Source organism: Leisingera sp. SA215, from assembly GCF_055902035.1.
The window spans coordinates 101,917-122,660 of record NZ_JBVVXU010000011.1 but is presented as its reverse complement, the minus strand read 5'-3'; the positions used below and the strand labels follow the sequence as shown (position 1 = coordinate 122,660).

Sequence of the window (20,744 nt, the reverse complement as noted above, 5' to 3'; positions counted from 1 at the left end):
TCAGCCCCGCCCCTTGAGGGTTTCGATCGCCATCAGCACACGCTCCGGTGTTGCGGGCGCATCCAGGCGCGGACAGATCTTGTAATCGGCGGTGCTGGCCACCGCCATCGACAGCGCCTCGAACACTGAGATGCCCAGCATGAACGGCGGCTCGCCCACGGCCTTGGACCGCTTGATGGTGCGCTTCTTATTCACTGACCATTCGGCCAGCCGGGTGTTGAAGATGCGCGGCCGGTCAGAGGCCAGCGGGATCTTGTAGGTCGAGGGCGCGTGGGTGCGCAGGCGGCCTGCGCCGTCCCACCACAGTTCTTCGGTGGTGAGCCATCCCATCCCTTGGATGAACGCGCCCTCCACCTGGCCCTTGTCTAGGATCGGGTTCAGAGAGCGGCCTACGTCGTGCAGGATGTCGGTGCGCTCCACCCGGTATTCGCCGGTCAGCGTATCGACCGACACCTCGGAGCAGGACGCGCCATAGGCATAGTAGAAGAACGGCTGCCCCTTGCCCGCCGCGCGGTCCCAGTGGATTTCCGGCGTCTTGTAGAACCCCGCCGCCGACAGCTGGACGCGGGCCATATAGGCCTGTTTCACCAGCGTATCGAAGGGGATCACCTCGCCGCCGACGCGCACGCGGTTGGGCAGGAACTCCACCTCCGCCTCGGACACTTCATACTTCTCAGCCGCGAACTTGGTCAGCCGGGCAATGATCTGCTCCACCGCATCCAGCGCCGCCATGCCGTTGAGGTCCGATCCGGACGAAGCCGCGGTGGCCGAGGTGTTCGGCACTTTCTCGGTCGTGGTCTTGGTGATCTTGATACGCTCGAAATCCACCTGGAAGGCATCGGCCACAACCTGCGCCACCTTGGTGTTGAGGCCCTGCCCCATCTCGGTACCGCCATGGTTCAGGTGGATTGAGCCGTCATTGTAGACATGGATCAGCGAACCGGCCTGGTTGTAGTGCGTCGCGGTAAAGGAGATGCCGAATTTCACCGGAGTGAGCGCGATGCCCTTTTTGATGATCTTCGACTCCTTGTTGATAGCGATGATCTCTTCCCGGCGCTTGCGGTACTCAGCGTTTTCTTCCAGCTCCCCGATCAGCCGGTCGAGGATATTGTCCTCCACCTTCTGGTGGTAGGGCGTGAGGTCCCGGCCCTCTTCGCCATAGAAATTCGCCTTGCGTACATCCAGCGGGTCCTTGCCCAGGGCATAGGCGATCTCTTCGATCATCCGCTCGGCGGCAACCACACCCTGCGGGCCGCCAAAGCCGCGGAAGGCGGTGTTGGAGACGGTATTGGTCTTCATCGGGCGGCTTTTCAGCAGCACGTTCGGGTAGAAATAGGCGTTATCTGCATGGAACAGCGCCCGGTCGGTGACCGGCCCCGACAGGTCCGAGGAATAGCCGCAGCGCGCGGCAAAGCCGCCCTCGACCGCCTGGATGCGGCCCGCGTCGTCGAACGCCACGTCATAATCGATCACGAAATCATGTCGCTTACCGGTGGCGGTCATGTCCTGATCGCGGTCGGGGCGGATCTTAACCGGGCGGTTGTGTTTCTTCGCCGCAATTGCAGCCACCGCACAGAACAGGTTCATCTGGCTTTCCTTGCCGCCAAAACCGCCGCCCATCCGGCGCACGTTGACGGTGACCGCGTTGTTGGCCACGCCCAGGACATGCGCCACCATATGCTGCGCCTCGCTGGGGTGCTGGGTGGAGCAATGCACGGTCACGTCTTCGTCCTCGCCGGGGATGGCAAAGGCGATGTGGCCTTCCAGATACATGTGGTCCTGGCCGCCGACGGTCATCTGCGCCTGGATGCGGTGAGCAGCACCCTTGCGGCCCGCAGCCACATCGCCGCGCTCCAGCTTCAGCGGGTCGGTGACCATCAGATAGCCGGCTTCCTGCGCCTGAACCGGGTCCAGCGCGTGCGGCAGCACTTCGTAATCTACCTGTGCCAGTTCGGCGGCACGACGGGCGGCGTCGCGAGTTTCAGCGATCACCGCAAACATCGGTTGGCCGTGGAATTCCACCTTTTCGGTCGGAAACACCGGCTCGTCATGCTTGCCCGTGGGGCTGATGTCATTGACGCCGGGCACATCAGCAGCAGTCAGAACATCCACCACGCCGGGGGCGTTGCGGACAGCGCTGAGGTCGATGCCCTTGATATTGGCATGCGTCACGGTGGAGACACCTAGATAAGCGTGCAGCGTGCCATAAGGTTCGGCGATATCGTCGGTGTATTCGGCGCGGCCGGTGACATGTTTGATCGCACTGTCATGCTGGCGGTCATGGTGCACGGCGCCGCTGATGGTCTGATGGTCTTTCATCTCAAATCCTCCTCAAGCGACGGCCAGCCGGACAGCACCGGCGGTGGCAGCATCATGTTCCAAATAGAAGCGGCGCAGCAGGTTGCTGGCCGACAGCGCGCGGTAGTCGGCAGAGGCCCGCCAGTCACTCAGCGGGGTGAAGTCCTGCTTCACCGCTTCTGCCGCCGCGTCAAACGCGGCCTCGCCCCAGGGCTGGCCAACCAGCGCGACCTCGGCGCCTGCAGCGCGTTTCGGCGTTGCCGCCATGCCGCCGAATGCGATACGGGCCGCGGTGATCACGCCGTCCGCTACTTCTACGCTGATCCCGGCAGCAACCGAGGAGATATCCTCATCCCGGCGCTTGGAAATCTTGTATGCGGCGTCGATTTGCCCGTCCCGGCGCAGCGGGATGCGGATCGAAGCAACGAAATCGCCCGGCTCGCGGTCCTGCTTGCCGTAATCGATAAAGAACTCCTCCAGCGGCAGGGTGCGCGAACCGCCCTTTTTCTGCAGCGTCACCTCGGCTCCCAGCGAGATCAGCACCGGCGGGGTGTCCCCGATGGGCGAGCCGTTGGCGATATTGCCGCCGATGGTGCCCATGTTGCGCACCTGCCAGCCGGCGATGCGGTCCCAGTAGGCGCTCAGATGCGGGAAGGCATCGCGGATCGCCGCTTCGCTCTCGGTATAGGTGACGCCAGCGCCGATAATCAGCGCCTCGTCGGTCAGCTCAATGGCTTTCAGCTCTTCAAGATGGGAAACAAACACCACCGGCGAAATCGGCTTCATGAATTTGGTGACCCAGAGGCCGACATCGGTGGAGCCCGCCACAATTGTCGCCTTGGGGTTCTCGGCCAGCACCTGCGCCAGGTCGGCGGCATCCAGCGGCAGGATGGCGCGGTCGTCCCCGGGGCCGGTCACCACACGGGCCTGCGGCTGAATCGCCTTCAGTTTGGCGGTCAGGGCCTCACGCTCAGTGGTCAGGTAATCATTGGCCGGGGTGCCGTACTGGTTCACCGCCAGCGCGGCCTTCACAATCGGCTCATAGCCGGTGCAGCGGCAGAGATTGCCTTGCACGGCGGTTTCCACCTGTGTCTCGGTCGGCTGCGCGTTTTCCATCCACAGCGCATAAAGCGACATCACGAAACCGGGGGTGCAGAAACCGCACTGGCTGCCGTGGTACTCCACCATGGCCTGCTGCACCGGGTGCAGACGGCCTTTTGGGCCGGACAGATGCTCGACCGTCACTACATGGCAGCCGTTCAGCGACGCCAGGAAGCGGATGCAGGCGTTCACCGCTTCATAGCGCAGGGCGCCGCCATGCAGACGGCCCACCAGCACGGTGCAGGCGCCGCAGTCGCCCTCGGCGCAGCCTTCCTTGGTGCCGGTCAGCCGCTGCTCCATTCGCAGGAAATCCAACAGGGTCGTGGTCGCCTTCACGTCCTCCAGCACAATGTCCTGGCCGTTCAGAAGAAAGCGTATGCCGGTTTGATGTGCCATAGGGCCTCCCGAATGTCTCTTGGGCCGAGCTGGCCCGCTTGTGTCTGTTTTACCTTGCCCGACTGCCACGGTTAACGGCTGCAATCGCGAAAGGCTTTCAACACTCTGTTGAAAATGGTTAGGCTAGTGGTAGCCGGAACCGGTGTGTTTGCTCCCTGCCACCGCAAAGGGCAAGCAGCAAAGGCGCCCCGTAAAGGACTGTGAACCATGTCTTATCTGGAATCCCTGCGGGTCTTTGCCCGAGTCGTCGAGCTGGGCAGCATCACTTCCGGCGGGCGTGATCTGCGGCTGACTCCGGCGGTGGCCAGCAAGCGGATCAAGGAGCTTGAAAAGCACCTTGGCGTCCGCCTGTTCAACCGGACCACGAGATCGCTGACCCCGACCGAAGCCGGAAAGCTGTTTTATGCCGAGGCGAAGAAAGTCCTCGAATCGATTGAGGACGCAGAAGCGGTGGTCTCGCAGTTCTCCGAGGCGCCGCGCGGGGTGATCCGGGTGACCGCGCCGCTGGGTGTCGGCCGCCGTATCATCGCGCCGTTGGTGCCCGGTTTTGTCGAGGCGTATCCCGCCACAGAAATCCGCATGCGGATGTCGGACCGCAAGGTCGACATTCTGGCCGACGGGCTAGACGTGGCGTTCTTCATCGGCACTCCGCATGATTCCACGTTGAAAATGCGAAAGATCGCCAATTGCGCGCGGGTGCTGTGCGCCGCGCCGGCCTATCTTGAGCGGCACGGGACGCCGCAGATGCCGGAGGATCTGCTAGTCGGCCACAACTGCCTGCTGCTACGCTACCCGCGCTCGCCGGAATATTTCTGGACGCTGGACACGACGGATGGGCCGCGCAAGCTGGAGGTGTCAGGGAAATACGATGCCGACGACAGCGATGTGCTGACCAATTGGGCGCTGGAGGGGCACGGCATTGTCAACAAGCCTCGGTTTGACGTGGCTGCGCATCTGCGCTCTGGCGCGCTGGTCGAGGTGCTGCGGGAAACGCCGCCGGAGCCAACCATTTTCGGCTGCCTCTATCCGCACCGGAAACTGCAGGACCCCAAGATCCGCCTGTTTGTTGACCATGCAGTGAAACACGGGCTGGCTGCCTTCCGGCGGAGCGAGGCGGGAAATTAGCAAGCGAACAGACGGGCTTCATTGGCCCGCCTTCTTCAGTCAAATGTCCGCGCCTCAGCAGCGGTGCGGGTTTTCCTTGCAGTAAACCAGGTTTGCGGCAGCCCCGACGGCGGCACCCGTCACCAGGTTACCGTCCAGCACGGCAGCACCAGCCGCACCGGCGCCCGCGCCATAGACCAGCTGCTCGCCAGTGGTGTCACCGCAGGCAGCAAGGGTGGTGCAGAGTGCAAATCCAAAAGCGATGGTCTTCCTGAGCATTGTGTTACCTCCATCAACGTCCAAATCCCGCAGTTTTGCCGCGGTCCCAACGGCTAGTTCCCGGCTTGTACCGCCTGGGGAAGGATGCCCGAAAGGGATTGACGCTGTGGCAGAACAAGCCAGCCAGCCTTGGCTATCCGGCGCAATTGGGCAAACCCTGCATCAGTATAACACATGGCGGGGCTGTTTGCTTCTACGGTCTTGCTGCATGGGAAGTGCACACGTGGTGCCGGAAGTAAAAATGGCCCCGCCACGGGGGCGGAGCCATTTGGATTGCAAATCGGTTCTGCTTCAGTTCGCAGCCAGCGCGAACGGCAGATCCTTAGAAGCGCTGCCGTACCAGCGGCGGATCAATGCGCGCTCCTCGTCCTCCATATAGGTCACATTGGCAGGCGGCATCGCCTGGGTTGCGCCGGCCTGCAGGTAGATCTCTTTGGCGTGTTTCGCCACATCGGCCGGTGTCTCCAGCAGCACGTTCTTGGGCGCACGGCGGATGCCGTCATAATAGGGCTCCCGCGCGTGGCACATCGCACAGCGGCCCGGCACCACATTCATCACATCCTCGAAATACTGGTTGCTGGCAAAGACTTGCTCGCTCTTGCTCAGCTCCCGTGCTTCGGACTCTTCATAGGTGTCCTGCTGCAGTGGCGCCTGGCTCAGGATCATGATGCCGATGAACAGGATCGCGGTTACCGGCCAGGTCCAGGTCGGGTTGCTGGTGCCCGCGTGGTTGCTGTTAAAGTAATGGCGGATGGTCACGCCCATCAGGAACACCAGCGCCGCGATCAGCCAGTTGTACTCGGTGGCAAAGGCCAGCGGATAGTGGTTGGACAGCATCAGGAACACCACCGGCAGCGTCAGATAGTTGTTATGGGTCGAGCGCAGCTTGGCGATCTTGCCGTATTTCGCGTCCGGGGTGCGGCCTTCCTGCAGGTCCTTCACCACGATGCGCTGGTTCGGCATGATGATGAAAAAGACGTTTGCCGTCATGATCGTCGCGGTGAAGGCGCCCAGATGCAGCATCACGGCGCGGCCGGTAAAGATCTGGTTGTAACCCCAGCCCATTGCGACCAGCAGCACAAACAGAAGCACCATAAGGAAGGTCGGTTTTTCCCCCAGGGGCGACTTGCACAAGGCATCATAGACCAGCCAACCGATGCTCAGCGAGGCGCCGGAAATCAGGATGCCCTGCCAAAGGGCCAGATCGGCCTTGGTCGAGTCGATCAGATACAGCTCGCCGCCGGCCCAATAGACGATCATCAACAGGCCAGCACCTGACAGCCAGGTGGCGTAGCTTTCCCATTTGAACCAGATCAGATGGTCCGGCATGTTTTCCGGCGCCACCAGGTATTTCTGGATGTGATAGAAACCGCCGCCATGGACCTGCCATTCCTCGCCGTGCGCGCCGACCGGCAGATGCGGAACCTTCCGCAGGCCTAGGTCCAGCGCGACGAAGTAGAAGGACGATCCGATCCAGGCAATGGCGGTGATGACGTGAAGCCAGCGGACCGCAAAGCCCAGCCAGTCCCACATGATCACAAGCTCTTCCATTGTTCTCTCCTCATAAGCTTTGACCCAAGACTAGAGCATGCCGCTATTTTCATGTATTAGGTAAAAAATCCAAGCTGTTTCAAAATAACGCAAAGAATACTTGAATGGCCTATCTCGACAACATCCGTACCTTTGTCCGGGTTTATGAACTTGGCAACATGTCCGCCGCGGCGCGGGACATGCGGATTTCAGCGGCGGTTGCGTCGTCGCGGATTTCGCAGCTGGAGGATCACCTGAACGTGCGGCTGTTCCAGCGCACCACCCGGCTGCTTAACCCGACCGAGCAAGGCAACCTGTTTTACCACGGCGCGGTCAAGATCCTGGAAGCGGTGGATGAGGCTGAGGCCGATATCAGCAGCGTGACCCAGACGCCGCGCGGCACCCTTTATGTGGCGGCGCCTTTGGGGCTGGGGCAGCGCCTGGTTGCGCCCGCCGTGCCGATGTTCAAGGAAGCCTATCCGCTGATCTCGATCCGGTTGCGGATGTCGGACCGCAAGCTGGACCTGGCCGCGGAGGGGCTGGATGCGGCGTTTTTCCTGGGCGTGCCGGAGGATTCCAATCTGCGTATCCGCAAGATCGCTGACTGCCGGCGGGTGCTGTGCGCCTCACCCGACTATATCAGGCAGCGCGGACAGCCGAAAAACAGTGAGGAGCTGAAGACCGACGCGCATGACTGCCTGAACCTCCGCTATCCCGGCGCGCCGGAGTTTCAGTGGCCGCTGCGCAGCCAGGACGGGGTCAAGCGGGTGACCGTTACGGGGCCGTTTGAATCGGATCACGGCGATGTGCTGACCAGCTGGGCGCTGGACGGGCACGGGATTATCCTGAAGCCGGTGTTCGAGATTTCAGAGCACCTCGCCTCCGGCCGGCTGGTGCCGGTGCTGACAGAGGAGCCGCCGATCCCGATTCAGATGGCTTGCCTCTATGTGCACCGCCGCCACCAGGACCCCAAGGCGCGGCTGTTCATGGACTTCATGGTTGATCACATCCAGGCCTCCCTCCCCTCAGACTGAAAAAGCCCGCCCCAATTGCTTGGGGCGGGAACCGCCGGCAGATGCCGAGCGGGAGGAGAGGTATCTTGGGGAGTGCGACTCAGCTGCCGCGGTAAGTGGAATAGCCGTAGGGCGATAGCAGCAGCGGCACGTGGTAGTGGCTGTCCGCCTCGCTTATGCCAAAGCGCAGCGGCACTTCGTCGAGGAACAGCGGGTCGGCGCCCGCCTGCCCGGTGGCCCGCAGATAGCCGCCCGCGTGAAACACCAGCTCATAGGTGCCGGTGGCAAACTCAACCGCAGGCAGGATCTGCTCATCCGTGCGCCCGTCATCATTGGTGGTCAGGCTGCGCAGACGGCTACGCTCGCTGCCCTCGATCCGGTAGAGATCGATCTTCAGCCCTTCCGCCGGGCAGCCGCGGGCGGTGTCCAGCACATGGGTGGTCAGAAATCCGGTCATGCCAGCCTCCTATTTAAACTGTTTCCATAGGTATGCGCTGTTCAGCCCATTGCATACAGAAGGAAGAGTCAAAAAGTTCTTTCAAAAATATACTGAAAGCCGAACGTGATTGTTTTGTTATATAGATAATGAAAAGACAGGAGACCTGACGTGACGCGCTATCCTCGTGACTTGCGCGGATACGGTGCTGACGCACCTGACCCGCAGTGGCCCAATGGGGCCAAAGCCGCCGTGCAATTTGTTCTGAATTATGAAGAAGGCGGTGAGAACTGTATCCTGCACGGGGATGCGGCCTCGGAGGCCTTTCTTTCCGACATTCCCGGCGCCGCACAATGGCCCGGCCAGCGCCATTGGAACATGGAATCGGTCTATGAATACGGTTCGCGGGCCGGGTTCTGGCGGCTGCACCGGCTGTTCACTGGCGTCGGCATTCCGCTGACCATCTATGGCGTCGCCACCGCGCTGGCCCGCTCGCCCGAGCAGGTGCAAGCGATGAAGGATGCGGATTGGGAGATCGCCAGCCACGGGTTGAAATGGGTCGAGCATAAGGACATGGCCGAGGAGGAGGAACGCGCCGCCATCGCCGAGGCGGTGCGCCTGCACACCGAAGTAACAGGCGAGCGCCCGCGCGGCTGGTACACCGGGCGCTGCAGCGCCAACACGGTGCGGCTGGTGGCCGAAGAAGGCGGGTTTGACTATATCTCCGACACCTACGACGACGACCTGCCCTATTGGCTGGAAACCGGCGGCCGCGATCAACTGATCATTCCCTACACGCTGGAAGCCAATGACATGCGGTTCGCCAATTCGCCGGGCTGGATCACCGGTGAGCATTTCTTTCAGTATCTGAAGGATGCCTTCGACGTGATTTATGCCGAAGGCGAGGCCGGTGCACCGAAGATGATGACCATCGGGCTGCATTGCCGCTTGATCGGCCGGCCGGGCAAGGTTGCGGGTCTTAAACGTTTTATCGACTACATCCAAGGCTTTGAGGGCGTCTGGTGCCCGCGCCGGATCGAGATTGCCAAGCATTGGGCCGAAACCCATCCGCCGGTGAAAGGCGAGCGCCCCAGCCGGATGGACCGCGAAGAGTTTGTCACCAAGTTCGGTTCGATCTTCGAGCATTCGCCCTGGATCGCCGACCGCGCCTTTGATCTGGAGCTGGGCCCGGCGCATGACTGCGCCGCAGGTGTCCACAATGCGCTGTGCCGCATCTTCCGCACCGCCAGCGAGGAAGAGCGCCTGGGCGTGCTGACCGCACACCCGGATCTGGCGGGCAAGCTGGCCGCCGCCGGCCGTCTGACTGCTGAGAGCACCTCGGAACAGTCCAGTGCCGGCCTTGATATGCTGACCGATGAGGAGCGCGAGAGTTTCACCCGGCTCAACACCGAATATGTGGAGAAGCACGGCTTTCCCTTTATCATCGCGGTGCGCGACCACAACAAGGTGTCGATCATGGAGGCGTTCCACCGCCGCATCCACAATGAGCGTGCGACCGAGTTCGACGAGGCCTGCCGCCAGGTTGAGCGTATTGCCCAGTTCCGTCTGCAGGATCTGCTGCCGTGAGCCGGTTGCTGACAGCAAAGACGCTGACGGCAGCGGCTTTTGCGCCTTATGGCGACGTGATCGAGGTCGCCGGCGCGCCCGACAAGATGATCAATCAGGGCATGTGCGGCCGTCACCACGATCGCGCAGCCCTGGATTTCGGCCCGGACGGCCGGGCCGGCATCAGCCTGTTTGATGCCAAGGCCCGCCACCTGCCGCACAAGGTCGATATGGTGGAACGCCACCCGGAAGGCAGCCAGGCATTCGTGCCGGTCAGCGGCGTGCCGATGCTGGTGGTGGTGGCGGATGACGACAACGGCGTGCCGGTCAACCTGCAGGCCTTTATCAGCCAGCCGGGCCAATCCATAAACTTGCACCAGGGCACCTGGCACGGGGTACTCGCGCCGCTGGGTGCGCCCGGCCAATACATTGTTGTCGACCGGATCGGCACCTCGCCGAACCTTGAGGAACACTGGTTCAAGGAGCCATTCACTGTGGTCGCGGACTGACCACTCCCAGAAGCCGCCAGCAAAAAAAACAAGAAGCGGCAAGATCCCCATGACCAACAGGAGAACACATGGTTGATACTTCCATCGGGACGCCAGAACAGCTGCGCGATCCCAACTACACCCCGCCCCTGCACAAGGCGGTGCCGCTGGGCATCCAGCATGTGCTGGCGATGTTCGTTTCAAATGTGACACCGGCGATCATTGTTGCCGGTGCCGCCGGGTTCGGCTTCGGCTCCAACTCGCCGGATTTCCCCGAACTGCTGTACCTGATCCAGATGTCGATGCTGTTTGCCGGCATCGCGACGCTGCTGCAGACCCTTACCCTTGGCCCCATAGGCTCGGCGCTGCCGATTGTGCAGGGTACGTCGTTCGCCTTTCTGCCGATCATGATTCCGCTGGTCGCGGGCAAGGGCGTGGACGGGCTGGCAGCCCTTTTCACCGGCGTCATTGTCGGCGGTATCTTCCACAGTCTGCTGGGTACGGTGATCGGCAAGATCCGTTTTGCCCTGCCGCCGCTGGTAACCGGTCTGGTGGTTACCATGATCGGCCTGGCGCTGGTCAAGGTTGGCATTCAGTACGCCGCGGGCGGGGTTCCGGCCATTGGCACGCCGGAATACGGCTCGCTTCTGAACTGGTCGGCGGCGCTGGTCGTGATCCTGGTGACATTGGGGCTGAAGTTTTTCTCCAAGGGGATGCTGTCGGTCTCGGCTGTGCTGCTGGGGCTGATCGTGGGCTACATCTATGCGCTGATGACCGGCATGCTGACATTTGAGGCGGTCTCCGGCTCCTGGGAGCGGGCAGCGGCCTTTGCCCTGCCGCAGCCGTTCAAATACGGGGTTGAGTTCTCTGCCGCGGCCATCATCGGCTTCTGCCTGATGAGCTTTGTCTCTGCGGTGGAAACCGTGGGTGACGTCTCTGGCGTGACCAAGGGCGGCGCAGGCCGTGAAGCCACCGTGGAGGAGATTGCAGGCGCAACCTATGCCGATGGTGTGGGAACGGCCTTTGCGGGCTTCTTTGGCGCCTTCCCCAACACCTCCTTCAGTCAAAACGTCGGCCTGATTGCAATGACCGGGGTGATGAGCCGCCATGTGGTGACCTGCGGCGCCATTTTCCTGATCATCTGCGGGCTGGTGCCCAAAGTCGGTGCGGTTATCCGCACAGTTCCGATCGAGGTTCTGGGCGGCGGCGTGATCGTGATGTTCGGCATGGTGGTCGCGGCCGGCGTGTCAATGCTGTCCGACGTGGACTGGAACCGCCGCAACATGGTGATCTTTGCCATTGCGCTGTCCATCGGCCTCGGCCTGCAGCTTGAACCCGGTGCCTTGCAGCATATGCCTGAAACAGCCCGCATTCTGCTCACCAGCGGCCTGCTGCCAGCAGCACTGATTGCCATCGTGCTGAACCTGCTTCTGCCAGTCGAACTGACGGGGGAAGCAACCGAAGAAGTCTCCGGCGGGATGAGCGGCCAGGGCCGTGGATCATTGCCGCATGAAGACCGCGCCTGAAACGCGGGGATCCTGAAAACAGAAAGGGCGCCAATGCGGCGCCCTTTTCATTTGCTATTCTAACCGGTTCAGAAATCGACTTCGATGGCGATACCGGCCTCAACTGCGCGTTCCACGACAGAGGCAGCAACCGCCAGATCCTGCAGCCCCACGCCGGTGCCGTCGAACAGGGTAATCTGTTCGTCCGAGGTGCGCCCCGGGTTGGTGCCATTGATAACCGCCCCGATCTGGGCGACGTCAGCCTCCGTGATCAGGCCCTGCGCCACCGCGTGCTGCGCCTCGCCGATGGAGATGGACTGGGCGACCTCGTCGGTGAACACGTCTGCCGCTACCAGCAGCTGGGGATCGACCTCCTGCTTGCCCTTGGTATCGGTGCCCATGCAGGCGATGTGGGTGCCGGGGCTGACCTGATCCGCCTTCAGGATCGCGTCAAAGGACGAGGTGACCGAAATGATCACATCCGCCTCGCGCAGGCCGTCCAGCTCCACCGCTTCAAACGGCAGCCCCGCCTCATCCGCCACTTCTTGCAGGTTCGGCAGCATCTCCGGATGCAGGTTCCAGCCGATGACCTTTTCAAACTCGCGCTGCTCCAAGGCTGCCCGCAGCTGGAATTTGGCCTGATGCCCCGCGCCGATCATGCCGATCACCTTGGCGTCCTTGCGTGCCAGATGCTTGATCGACACCGAGGACGCCGCCGCCGTGCGCAGCGCAGTCAGCAGGTTGCCGCCCACCATCGCCTTGACCTTGCCGGTGTCCGGGTCGAACAGAAAGACGGTCGACTGATGGTTGATCAGCCCGCGCTTTTCCAGGTTGTTCGGCCAGTAGCCGCCAGCCTTGAGACCAAGGGTCAGCCCGGCGCGGTCAAAGCCGCCTTTGAAACCATAAAGCGCGTCCTCATGGCCGATAGCCTCACGCACAACGGGAAAGTTGTAGGCGTCGCCAGCTGCCATGGCGGCAAACACATTTTCCACCGCGTCAAACGCCGCCTTGCGGGTCATCAGAGCGGCGATTTCCTGTTCTGGAACGATGTACATATTTGTTTCTCCTAAACAAAAATAGGCGGAGGGCGGCAAGCGCACCTCCGCCAGTTCGGGGATTGGTGGATCAGTATGCTTTGCCGCGGGCCGAGACAGGCCAGACGGTTTCGACCTTACCGTTGCGCACGCCGACGTACCAGTCATGCACGTTGGCGGTCGGGTCGCAGTGGCCGGGCACCAAGCGCAGCTTTTCGCCGACCTTCAGCGCACCCTCAGGGTCGGCAACCACGCCATGCTCGTCCGAGCATTTGACATATTCCACGTCGTCGCGGCCGAAGATGAAGGGCAACCCGCTGTCCACCGATTGCGCCTTGAGACCGGCATCGACGATGGCCTTGTCGGCCTTGGCGTGGCTCATCACCTGGGTCAGAATGAAAAACGCGTTTTCCCACTCACCCTGGTCGATCCGGTTGCCGTCCTTGTCGAGGATACGGCCATAATCCGCGTCCATAAAAGCATAGGAGCCGCACTGCAGTTCGTTGTACACGCCCGAGTTCGACTCGAAGTAGTAGGAGCCGGTGCCACCGCCGGAAACCAGCTCGCACTCGATGCCTTCCTTCTTCAGGCCCTCAACGGCATCGGCAACCTGCGCGATGGCGATGTCCAGCTTGGCCTTGCGGTCCTCATAGCTGTCCATGTGCTGCATTGCACCTTGGTAGGCCTGAATGCCAGTGAACTTGAGGTTCTCAGCCGCGTTCACCGCCTTGGCAATATCAACAACCGCTTCGGTGGTGGTCACGCCGCAGCGGCCTGCACCGCAGTCGATCTCGATCAGGACTTCCAGTTCGGTGCCGTGCTTTTGCGCCGCCGCCGACAGATCGGCCACGTTTTCGATGTCATCGACACAGACGATGGTGCGGGCGCGCAGCTTGGGCAGGCGGGCCAGACGGTCAATTTTCTGCAGATCGCGTACCTGGTTAGAGACCAGCACGTCCTTGATGCCGCCGCGGGCAAAAACCTCCGCTTCGGAGACCTTCTGGCAGCAGACGCCAACCGCGCCGCCGAGGCGTTCCTGCAGCTTGGCCACATCCACCGATTTGTGCATCTTGCCATGCACCCGGTGGCGCATGCCGTGGGCCTTGGCGTAATCACCCATCTTCTTGATGTTGCGCTCCAGCGCGTCCAGGTCCAGCACCAGGCAGGGGGTCTGGATGTCGGCTTCGTCCATGCCCGGCACTGCCGGGACATCATAGCCGACTTCGAGGTCGTCAAATTTGGTCTGTGCGTTCATATCAGTATTCCCCAGTTTAGCTGTTCATCCAGGGCAGCTTGTCGAGGTCGACATTGCCTCCGGTGACGATCAGGCCTACGCGCTTGCCCGCGAAGGCATCTTTGTTTTTCAGAATGGTGGCGAGCGGCACCGCGCTGGACGGTTCCATCACGATGCGCAGGTGCTTCCAGATCAGCTTCATCGCGTCGATGATCTCGGCATCCGAGGCGGTGTAGATCTCGCTGACGTGGTTGCTGACGAAGTGCCAGGTCAGCTCCTTCAGCGGCACCAGCAGCCCGTCGGCCACGGTCTTGGGCGCATCGTCAGCAATGATGTAGCCCGCTTTGAAGCTGCGATAGGCATCGTCGGCCTGTTCCGGTTCCGCAGCGATCACCTTGGTTTCCGGAGCCAGCGTCGACAGCGTCAGGCAGGTGCCTGAGATCATGCCGCCGCCACCGATCGGGGCCACGACCATGTCGAGGCCATCGGTTTGTTCGACGAATTCCTTGGCGCATGTGCCCTGCCCCGCAATGACGCGATGGTCATTGTAAGGATGCACAAAGTCGCCGCCGGTTTCGGCCTGCACCTTGGCAAAGGTCTCCTCGCGCGAGGAGGTCGAGGGCTCGCATTCGGTGATCTTGCCGCCATAGCGGCGCACGGTGTCCTTCTTGGCCTGCGGCGCGGTGCGCGGCATCACCACGTTGCACGGAATGCCGCGCAGCATCGCCGCATAGGACAGGCAGGAGGCATGGTTGCCCGAAGAATGCGTCGCCACACCCTTGGCCGCCTGCGCCTCATCCAGTCCGAACACCGCGTTGCTGGCGCCGCGCACCTTAAAGGCGCCCGGCTCCTGGAAGTTCTCGCATTTGAAGAACAGCTCGGCGCCGGTCAGCTCATTCAGATAGGCCGAAGTGCGCACCGGCGTGCGCCGGATATGCGGCTGGATGCGCTCATGCGCGGCCAGCATGTCCTCGTAAGTCGGGATATACATGGCAGTATCCTTCATTACGCGGCGGCCTTGGCGCTGTTGGCGGTGTTGCCGCGATAGTAGTCCTGCGCAGCAGCAACACCCGAGCCCAGCTGGATGTTCAGTCCCAGGTCCGCCATGACCATTTCAGCGGTCGCAATGCCCGACAGCGCCATCACATCGGTCAAGCTGCCGAGGTGGCCAATGCGGAACACCTTGCCCGCAACCTCACCCAGACCGGTGCCAAAGGCGACGCCGTATTTCTCCGCCGCCAGGCTGACGAATTTGTTCGCATCAAAGCCTTCGGGCGTTCGGATGGCGCTGACGCTGTCGGAGTAGACCTCCGGCGACACGGCGCACAGCTCCAGCCCCCAGGCCCGGACCGCGGCGCGGACACCCTCGGCAATCCGGTGGTGACGGGCAAAGACATTCTCCAGCCTTTCGTCCAGCAGCATACCACAGGCCATGTTCAGACCGTTGAGCAATCCGACAGACGGCGTGTAAGGATAGGCGCTGTTGGCGTAACCAGCAGCCATGTCCTTGATATCAAAGAAGGTGCGCGGCAGGGTCGCGGTCTTGGCAGCCGCCATTGCCTTGGGCGAGAAGCCGACGATGGCCAGACCCGGCGGCAGCATGAAACCTTTTTGCGAGCCGGTGACGGCAATATCGACGCCCCATTCATCCATCCGGAAGTCCATCGAGGCGATCGAGGAGACACCATCCACAAACAGCAGCGCCGGATGGCCCGCGGCGTCCAGCGCGCGGCGCACGGCGGCGATGTCGGATTTGACGCCGGTTGCGGTCTCGTTGTGGGTGGCCAGAACCACTTTGATCTCGTGGCCCTTGTCGGCGGTCAGGATTTCCTCATAGCGATCCGCCGGCAGGCCTTCGCCCCAAGGGGTCTCAACCACCTGAACGTCCAGCCCGTGTCGCTGGCACATGTCAATCCAGCGGTGGCTGAACATGCCGTTGCGCGCAGCCAGGATCTTGTCGCCTGCGTTCAGCGTGTTGGTGATCGCGGTTTCCCAGCCGCCGGTGCCGGTCGACGGAAACACGAAGATCTCGGCGCTCTCGCTTTTCAGAACCTTCTTTACGCCAGCCAGCGCCGGGTGCAGGATCTGGCCGAACAGCGGCGAGCGGTGGTCCAGCGTCGGCATGTCCACTGCCTTGCGCAGCGCTTCGGGCATATTGGTCGGACCGGGGATGAAAACCGGGTTTTGAAAGCTCATGTCGTGCCCTCCTGTGGCGATTTCCTTCACTGTAAGAGAGAGCGGCGTGCAGGGAAACTTTTTTGAAAAAAGCTTTCAAAAACTAAAAAATTGGAGATTTTCTGCATAATTTCAATGCCTTTACTTTTTTCACTGTACAGAAATGATTTTCAGTTTTATCCATAAGCTGCTGCTTGAATTGCCAAGGAAGGCTTGAAAATGCCCCAGCCGCCGCGCCGCAAAGGCCGCCCCAAAAGCTTTGATTCCACCAGTCAGCCGGCCACCATCCAGGCGCTGGACCGGGCGCTGGACGTGCTGGATGCGCTGGCCGGCGCCAGCGGCATGACGCTAACCGAGTTGTCAACGGCGCTGGATCAGTCGGCGGCCACCATGTACCGGGTGCTGGCGACGCTGGAGGCGCGCCAGATCGTCGAGATGGAGCCGCAGTCGCAAACCTGGCACATCGGCGCCATGGCCTTCCGTCTCGGCTCAGCTTTCCTGCGCCGCTCCAGCGTGATCGAACGGGCGCGGCCGGTGATGCGCGAGCTGATGGAAGCCACCGGCGAGACCTCGAACCTCGGAATCGAGCGCGGCGGCGACGTCATGTTCGTGAGCCAGGTGGAAACGCATGAGTCGATCCGCGCCTTCTTCCCGCCGGGGACCACCTCGCCGATGCACGCCTCCGGCATCGGCAAGGCGCTGCTCAGCTGTTTCGGGGAGGATCAGCTGACCCGGTTCCTGCGCGGCCGGGTGCTGGAGCAATTCACCGGCAAAACCCTGACCTCCCCCGAAGCCCTGCGCGGTGATCTGGAACAGATCCGCAGCCGCGGCTGGTCTTTCGATGATGAGGAAAAGGCGCCGGGCATGCGCTGCGTGGCGGCGCCGGTCTTTGGCATGCAGGGCGAGGTGCTGGCAGGGATTTCCATCTCCGGCCCAACCGCGCGGATGCCGGACGGTGGTATCAACGGCATCGGCGCCCTGGTGAAGGACGCCGCGGAAAAACTTTCGTATGGATTGGGCGCGCCCGCAGCTGTGGAAACCCGGCCCGGCTGAACAGCCGGGCAGCGCCCGGGCACATATCCGGGCCGGGCGCTCCGCCCGCGTGTCAGCGCAGCGGGGCCAGCGGCATATGCCGGTTCACGTCCTTGTACAGCAGATAGCGGAATTTGCCCGGCCCGCCCGCATAACAGGCCTGCGGGCAGAAGGCGCGCAGCCACATGTAATCGCCGGCCTCTACCTCGACCCAGTCCTGGTTCAGCCGGTAAACCGCCTTGCCCTCCAGCACGTAAAGCCCATGTTCCATCACATGGGTCTCGGCAAACGGGATCACCGCACCGGGCTCGAAAGTCACGATCGTCACATGCATGTCGTGGCGCAGATCGTTCGGATCGACAAACCGCGTCGTCGCCCATTTGCCTTCGGTCTCCGGCATCGGAGTGGGATCGACATGGTTTTCATTGGTGACAAAGGCCTCGGGCGCGTCCAGCCCCGCAACGGCTTGATACGCCTTGCGTACCCAGTGGAATCGCACTGGTGCGTCCCCGTTGTTGCGCAGTGACCAGCTGGCAAGCGGCGGCAGAAAGGCATAGCCGCCCTCCTCCATTTCATGTGCAGCGCCGTCAATGGTCAGGGTCATCGAGCCCTTCACGACGAACAGAACCGCCTCCACGCCGGGCTCCGTTTCCGGCCGGTCGCTGCCGCCGCCTGGCTGCACTTCGGCGATGTATTGCGAGAATGTCTCAGCAAATCCGGACAATGGCCGCGACAGCACCCAGAACCGCGCCTTGTCCCAGAACGGCAGCAGGCTTGTTACGATGTCGCTCATCGTGCCTTTGGGGATCACCGCATAAGCCTCGGTGAACATGGCGCGGTCAGTCAGCAGCTGGGTCTGCGGCGGCAACCCGCCTTCGGGTGCGTAATAGGATCGTTTGGTCATCGGCTGCCTTTCCTGCTGAACTGCTGCCCCATTAATAGCCGCCCCGCGGCCGCATTCGAACTTATTTCCGTAGCAAGAATACCTGAAGGATTGTTTTGGTATTTTTGAAGACGTGGACCGGCTTACCCGCCAGCGCCGATATCCTCCGGCGCGATGGAGACAGTTTTAACCACGGTAAAACACTCAGCCCCGGCCTCCAGCTCCAAGGCTTGCGCCGACCGCCGTGTCACCCGCGCCAGCACCCGGCCTGCGGGCGTCTGCAATGACACCATTGCGCCTGGGCCGCTGCCGGTGCGGACATGCTCGACCGTGCCCGGCAGAATGTTGAGCGCCGACAGGCCCTCGGGCCGGTGCCGCGACAGGATCACGTCATGCGCCAGGATCCGCACCCGCACCGGGCTGCCAAGCGACTTAGCGATTTGCGGCAGGAACAGCGGCACGCCGCCGGCGTTGAGTTCTGTCAGCCCGTCGGCATGGTGGCAGACCACCTGCGCCTCCAGCAGCGCGCCAGCGGCCCGCACCCCGGCTGGCAGGACCGCAGAGTCGCTCAGAACCTCAGCGGCACTGCCCTGACGCAGCACTTGGCCGTCCTGCAGCACCACAACCGTTGTCGCCAGCCGGGCCACCTCGGCGGCCGAGTGGCTGACATAAAGGATCGGAATGCCGACTTCGTCCCGCAACCGCTCGAAATAGGGCAGGATCTCAGCTTTGCGCGCCTCATCCAACGCCGACAACGGTTCATCCGCAAGTATCATCCGCGGCGCCGCCAGCAGCGCCCGGCCGATCGCCACCCGCTGCTTTTCACCGCCTGACAGCAATCCGGGCCGGCGCTGCTGCAAGGGGCCGATCCCCAGCAGCTCCACCACCCGGTTCAGGCTTTCCCGTTTGGCGCCACGCGGCGCAAACCATTGCCCGAACAGCAGGTTCTGCCGTACGGTCAGATGGGGAAACAGCCGCCCCTCCTGAAAGATATAGCCCATCCGGCGTTTGTGCGGCGGCAGCCACTGGCGTTGGCCGGTATCAAACAGAACCTCGCCCCCAAGCGTCACCCGTCCCTGATCCGGCTGCAACAAGCCCGCTACAGCCTGGATCACTGTGGTTTTGCCGGTTCCGGATCTGCCAAACAGCACGGTTACACCTGACGGGGCCTCGAAGTGAACATTCAAGCCTAGACCAGGCAGCTTGTGTTGCAATGTAACCGACAGCATCAGCGCCCTCCCGACCTGTCGGCTGCCTTGCGGGCCAGGTATTCCGATATCAGAAGAGCCATCAATGCAATGGCAATCGACACCAGCGTCAGCCGCAGTGCTGCGGTCTCACCGCCTGGCACCTGCAGAAAAGTATAAATCGCCGACGGCAGCGTCTGCGTCTGCCCCGGAATGCTGGAGACGAAGGTGATCGTCGCCCCGAACTCCCCCATCGCCTTGGCAAACCCCAGCACTGTGCCGGCGATCAGGCCAGGCAGGATCATCGGCAGTGTGACGATAGCAAAGCATACCGCCCGTGAGGCACCCAGCGTGGCAGCGGCCTGTTCCAGCTTGGGATCCACGGCCTCAACCGACAGGCGGATCGCCCGCACCATCAGCGGAAAGGCCATAACACCCGCGGCCAGCGCTGCTCCGGTCCAGCGGAAAGCAAAGACGATACCGATCTGCTGCAGCGCCCCGCCGATGGGCCCTTTGGTCCCAAACATCATCAGCAGCAAATAGCCGGTCACAACCGGCGGCAGGATCAGCGGCAGATGCACCAGGCTGTTCAGGAGCTGCTTACCAGGAAATTTCCAGCGTGCCAGCGCATAGGCCACAAAGACCGCCGGCGGCAGCGCGGCCAGCGTTGCCCACAGCGAAACCCGCAGTGACAGCATCACGGCCTGCCACTCCTCGGGGCTAAGCCATGCTGCAGCGGTGCTCACTGATCAGCCACTCCGAAGCCGTGGCGCAGAAAGATGCCGCGGCCTGCCGGGCTCCGCAAATAGTCAAGAAAAGCCCCGGCCTCAGCTGCATTGCCGCCTGAGACTACCGCAGCCGGGTAGAGGACCGGGGGATGGCTGCCCTCCGGGAAAGCCGCGACCACTGTGACATTGCTGCTGGCCCGTGCATCGGTGGCATAGACCACACCCAATGGCGCCTCGCCCGATGCCACCAGCGCCAGGGCGGCGCGCACGTTGGCGGCCTGCGCCACTTTGGACGCAACGGAGGGCCATTGCCCCAATGCGGTCAATGCGGCTTTGCCGTAGATCCCGGCCGGAACCGCATCAACCAGCGCCATCGCCAGCCGGCCCTCCCCCAGCAGTGCGCCCAGGTCGGCAGTCTCCAGGTCCAGCGGCGCGGCATCTGCCCCATGTGCAATGAGAACCAGCCGGTTTGTCAGCAAATCCAGCCGCGAGGCAGGGGCAATCAGCCCGTCCTGCTGCAACACGTCCATCCAGCCGGGATTCGCCGAGATGAAGACATCCGCCGGGGCGCCAAGCTGAATCTGCCGTGCCAGCGCCGAGGAGCCTGCGTAAGACAATGTGGCAGCCTGTCCGGTTTCAGCCAAGTAGCCGGCTGCAGCCTCATCCAGCGCTGTTTTGGTGCTGGATGCAGCGAAGACCGTAATCTGCGCCTGCGCCATGGCCGCCAAGCCCAAAAACAAGGCAACAGAAGTCAA

19 protein-coding genes are annotated in these 20,744 nt (G+C 62.4%); 6 read left to right on the top strand and 13 right to left on the bottom strand.

What is annotated here, in order from left to right:
* Together xdhB and xdhA are read right to left on the bottom strand one after the other, a co-directional pair.
* A complete protein-coding gene (gene xdhB, locus AC0KW6_RS13665) occupies positions 1-2,319 on the bottom strand; it encodes a xanthine dehydrogenase molybdopterin binding subunit (RefSeq protein WP_474035155.1) in 2,319 nt (772 codons plus the stop codon).
* 12 nt (positions 2,320-2,331) lie between these two features.
* Positions 2,332-3,795: a xanthine dehydrogenase small subunit gene (gene xdhA, locus AC0KW6_RS13660; protein ID WP_474035154.1), complete on the bottom strand. Its 1,464-nt coding sequence runs from the start codon at positions 3,793-3,795 to the stop codon at positions 2,332-2,334.
* A gap of 207 nt (positions 3,796-4,002) precedes the next feature.
* Here xdhA and AC0KW6_RS13655 point away from each other — a divergent pair, with 207 nt between their 5' ends.
* On the top strand, positions 4,003-4,920 hold the full coding sequence (locus AC0KW6_RS13655; protein ID WP_474035153.1) for a LysR family transcriptional regulator: 918 nt from the start codon (positions 4,003-4,005) through the stop codon (positions 4,918-4,920).
* 54 nt (positions 4,921-4,974) lie between these two features.
* On the opposite strand, the gene AC0KW6_RS13650 is transcribed toward AC0KW6_RS13655, so the two are convergent.
* Together AC0KW6_RS13650 and AC0KW6_RS13645 are read right to left on the bottom strand one after the other, a co-directional pair.
* Complete coding sequence (locus AC0KW6_RS13650; RefSeq protein WP_323775752.1) at positions 4,975-5,178, bottom strand: hypothetical protein; 204 nt, start codon at positions 5,176-5,178, stop codon at positions 4,975-4,977.
* Between the two features lie 291 nt (positions 5,179-5,469).
* The gene (locus AC0KW6_RS13645) at positions 5,470-6,729 is read right to left on the bottom strand and encodes a urate hydroxylase PuuD (protein WP_474035152.1); all 1,260 of its coding nucleotides are present in this window, start codon (positions 6,727-6,729) and stop codon (positions 5,470-5,472) included.
* Positions 6,730-6,833: 104 nt separating this feature from the next.
* Here AC0KW6_RS13645 and AC0KW6_RS13640 point away from each other — a divergent pair, with 104 nt between their 5' ends.
* Entirely contained in the window at positions 6,834-7,742 is a 909-nt protein-coding gene (locus AC0KW6_RS13640) for a LysR family transcriptional regulator (RefSeq protein ID WP_323775750.1), read from the top strand.
* 79 nt (positions 7,743-7,821) lie between these two features.
* Here the strand turns inward: AC0KW6_RS13640 and uraH are convergent, their stop codons facing one another.
* Positions 7,822-8,178: a hydroxyisourate hydrolase gene (gene uraH, locus AC0KW6_RS13635; RefSeq protein WP_474035151.1), complete on the bottom strand. Its 357-nt coding sequence runs from the start codon at positions 8,176-8,178 to the stop codon at positions 7,822-7,824.
* Between the two features lie 150 nt (positions 8,179-8,328).
* On the opposite strand from uraH, the gene puuE reads away from it, so the two are divergent.
* The 3 genes from puuE to AC0KW6_RS13620 all read left to right on the top strand — a co-directional run bounded on the left by puuE (position 8,329) and on the right by AC0KW6_RS13620 (position 11,737).
* Positions 8,329-9,744 (top strand): allantoinase PuuE, encoded by a 1,416-nt coding sequence (puuE, locus tag AC0KW6_RS13630; protein ID WP_474035150.1) that lies wholly within the window; start codon positions 8,329-8,331, stop codon positions 9,742-9,744.
* Positions 9,741-10,232 (top strand): ureidoglycolate lyase, encoded by a 492-nt coding sequence (locus AC0KW6_RS13625; protein WP_323775747.1) that lies wholly within the window; start codon positions 9,741-9,743, stop codon positions 10,230-10,232. Before puuE ends, AC0KW6_RS13625 begins: the two co-directional genes overlap by 4 nt.
* 68 nt (positions 10,233-10,300) lie before the next feature.
* A complete protein-coding gene (locus tag AC0KW6_RS13620) occupies positions 10,301-11,737 on the top strand; it encodes a uracil-xanthine permease family protein (protein WP_323775746.1) in 1,437 nt (478 codons plus the stop codon).
* 68 nt (positions 11,738-11,805) lie between these two features.
* On the opposite strand, the gene bhcD is transcribed toward AC0KW6_RS13620, so the two are convergent.
* The 4 genes from bhcD to bhcA all read right to left on the bottom strand — a co-directional run bounded on the left by bhcD (position 11,806) and on the right by bhcA (position 16,180).
* A complete protein-coding gene (gene bhcD, locus AC0KW6_RS13615; protein ID WP_474035149.1) occupies positions 11,806-12,771 on the bottom strand; it encodes an iminosuccinate reductase BhcD in 966 nt (321 codons plus the stop codon).
* 70 nt (positions 12,772-12,841) lie between these two features.
* Positions 12,842-14,005, bottom strand: a complete 1,164-nt coding sequence (gene bhcC, locus AC0KW6_RS13610) for a 3-hydroxy-D-aspartate aldolase BhcC (RefSeq protein ID WP_474035148.1) — start codon at positions 14,003-14,005, stop codon at positions 12,842-12,844.
* A gap of 16 nt (positions 14,006-14,021) precedes the next feature.
* Positions 14,022-14,990 carry a beta-hydroxyaspartate dehydratase BhcB gene (bhcB, locus tag AC0KW6_RS13605; RefSeq protein WP_474035147.1) on the bottom strand — a complete coding sequence of 323 codons (969 nt, stop codon included), beginning with the start codon at positions 14,988-14,990 and terminating at the stop codon, positions 14,022-14,024.
* Positions 14,990-16,180: an L-aspartate--glyoxylate aminotransferase BhcA gene (gene bhcA, locus AC0KW6_RS13600; RefSeq protein ID WP_474035146.1), complete on the bottom strand. Its 1,191-nt coding sequence runs from the start codon at positions 16,178-16,180 to the stop codon at positions 14,990-14,992. Before bhcA ends, bhcB begins: the two co-directional genes overlap by 1 nt.
* 198 nt (positions 16,181-16,378) lie before the next feature.
* Between bhcA and bhcR the strand changes: the two genes are divergently transcribed.
* Positions 16,379-17,212 (top strand): HTH-type transcriptional regulator BhcR, encoded by an 834-nt coding sequence (gene bhcR / locus AC0KW6_RS13595; protein WP_474035145.1) that lies wholly within the window; start codon positions 16,379-16,381, stop codon positions 17,210-17,212.
* A gap of 52 nt (positions 17,213-17,264) precedes the next feature.
* Here the strand turns inward: bhcR and AC0KW6_RS13590 are convergent, their stop codons facing one another.
* The 4 genes from AC0KW6_RS13590 to modA all read right to left on the bottom strand — a co-directional run bounded on the left by AC0KW6_RS13590 (position 17,265) and on the right by modA (position 20,708).
* Positions 17,265-18,095: a bifunctional allantoicase/(S)-ureidoglycine aminohydrolase gene (locus AC0KW6_RS13590; protein WP_323778951.1), complete on the bottom strand. Its 831-nt coding sequence runs from the start codon at positions 18,093-18,095 to the stop codon at positions 17,265-17,267.
* Positions 18,096-18,217: 122 nt separating this feature from the next.
* A complete protein-coding gene (gene modC, locus AC0KW6_RS13585; RefSeq protein ID WP_474035144.1) occupies positions 18,218-19,303 on the bottom strand; it encodes a molybdenum ABC transporter ATP-binding protein in 1,086 nt (361 codons plus the stop codon).
* Positions 19,303-20,007 carry a molybdate ABC transporter permease subunit gene (modB, locus tag AC0KW6_RS13580; RefSeq protein WP_323778948.1) on the bottom strand — a complete coding sequence of 235 codons (705 nt, stop codon included), beginning with the start codon at positions 20,005-20,007 and terminating at the stop codon, positions 19,303-19,305. Before modB ends, modC begins: the two co-directional genes overlap by 1 nt.
* Complete coding sequence (modA, locus tag AC0KW6_RS13575) at positions 20,004-20,708, bottom strand: molybdate ABC transporter substrate-binding protein (RefSeq protein ID WP_323778946.1); 705 nt, start codon at positions 20,706-20,708, stop codon at positions 20,004-20,006. The genes modB and modA overlap by 4 nt, the downstream gene beginning before the upstream one ends.
* Positions 20,709-20,744 lie beyond the last annotated feature (36 nt).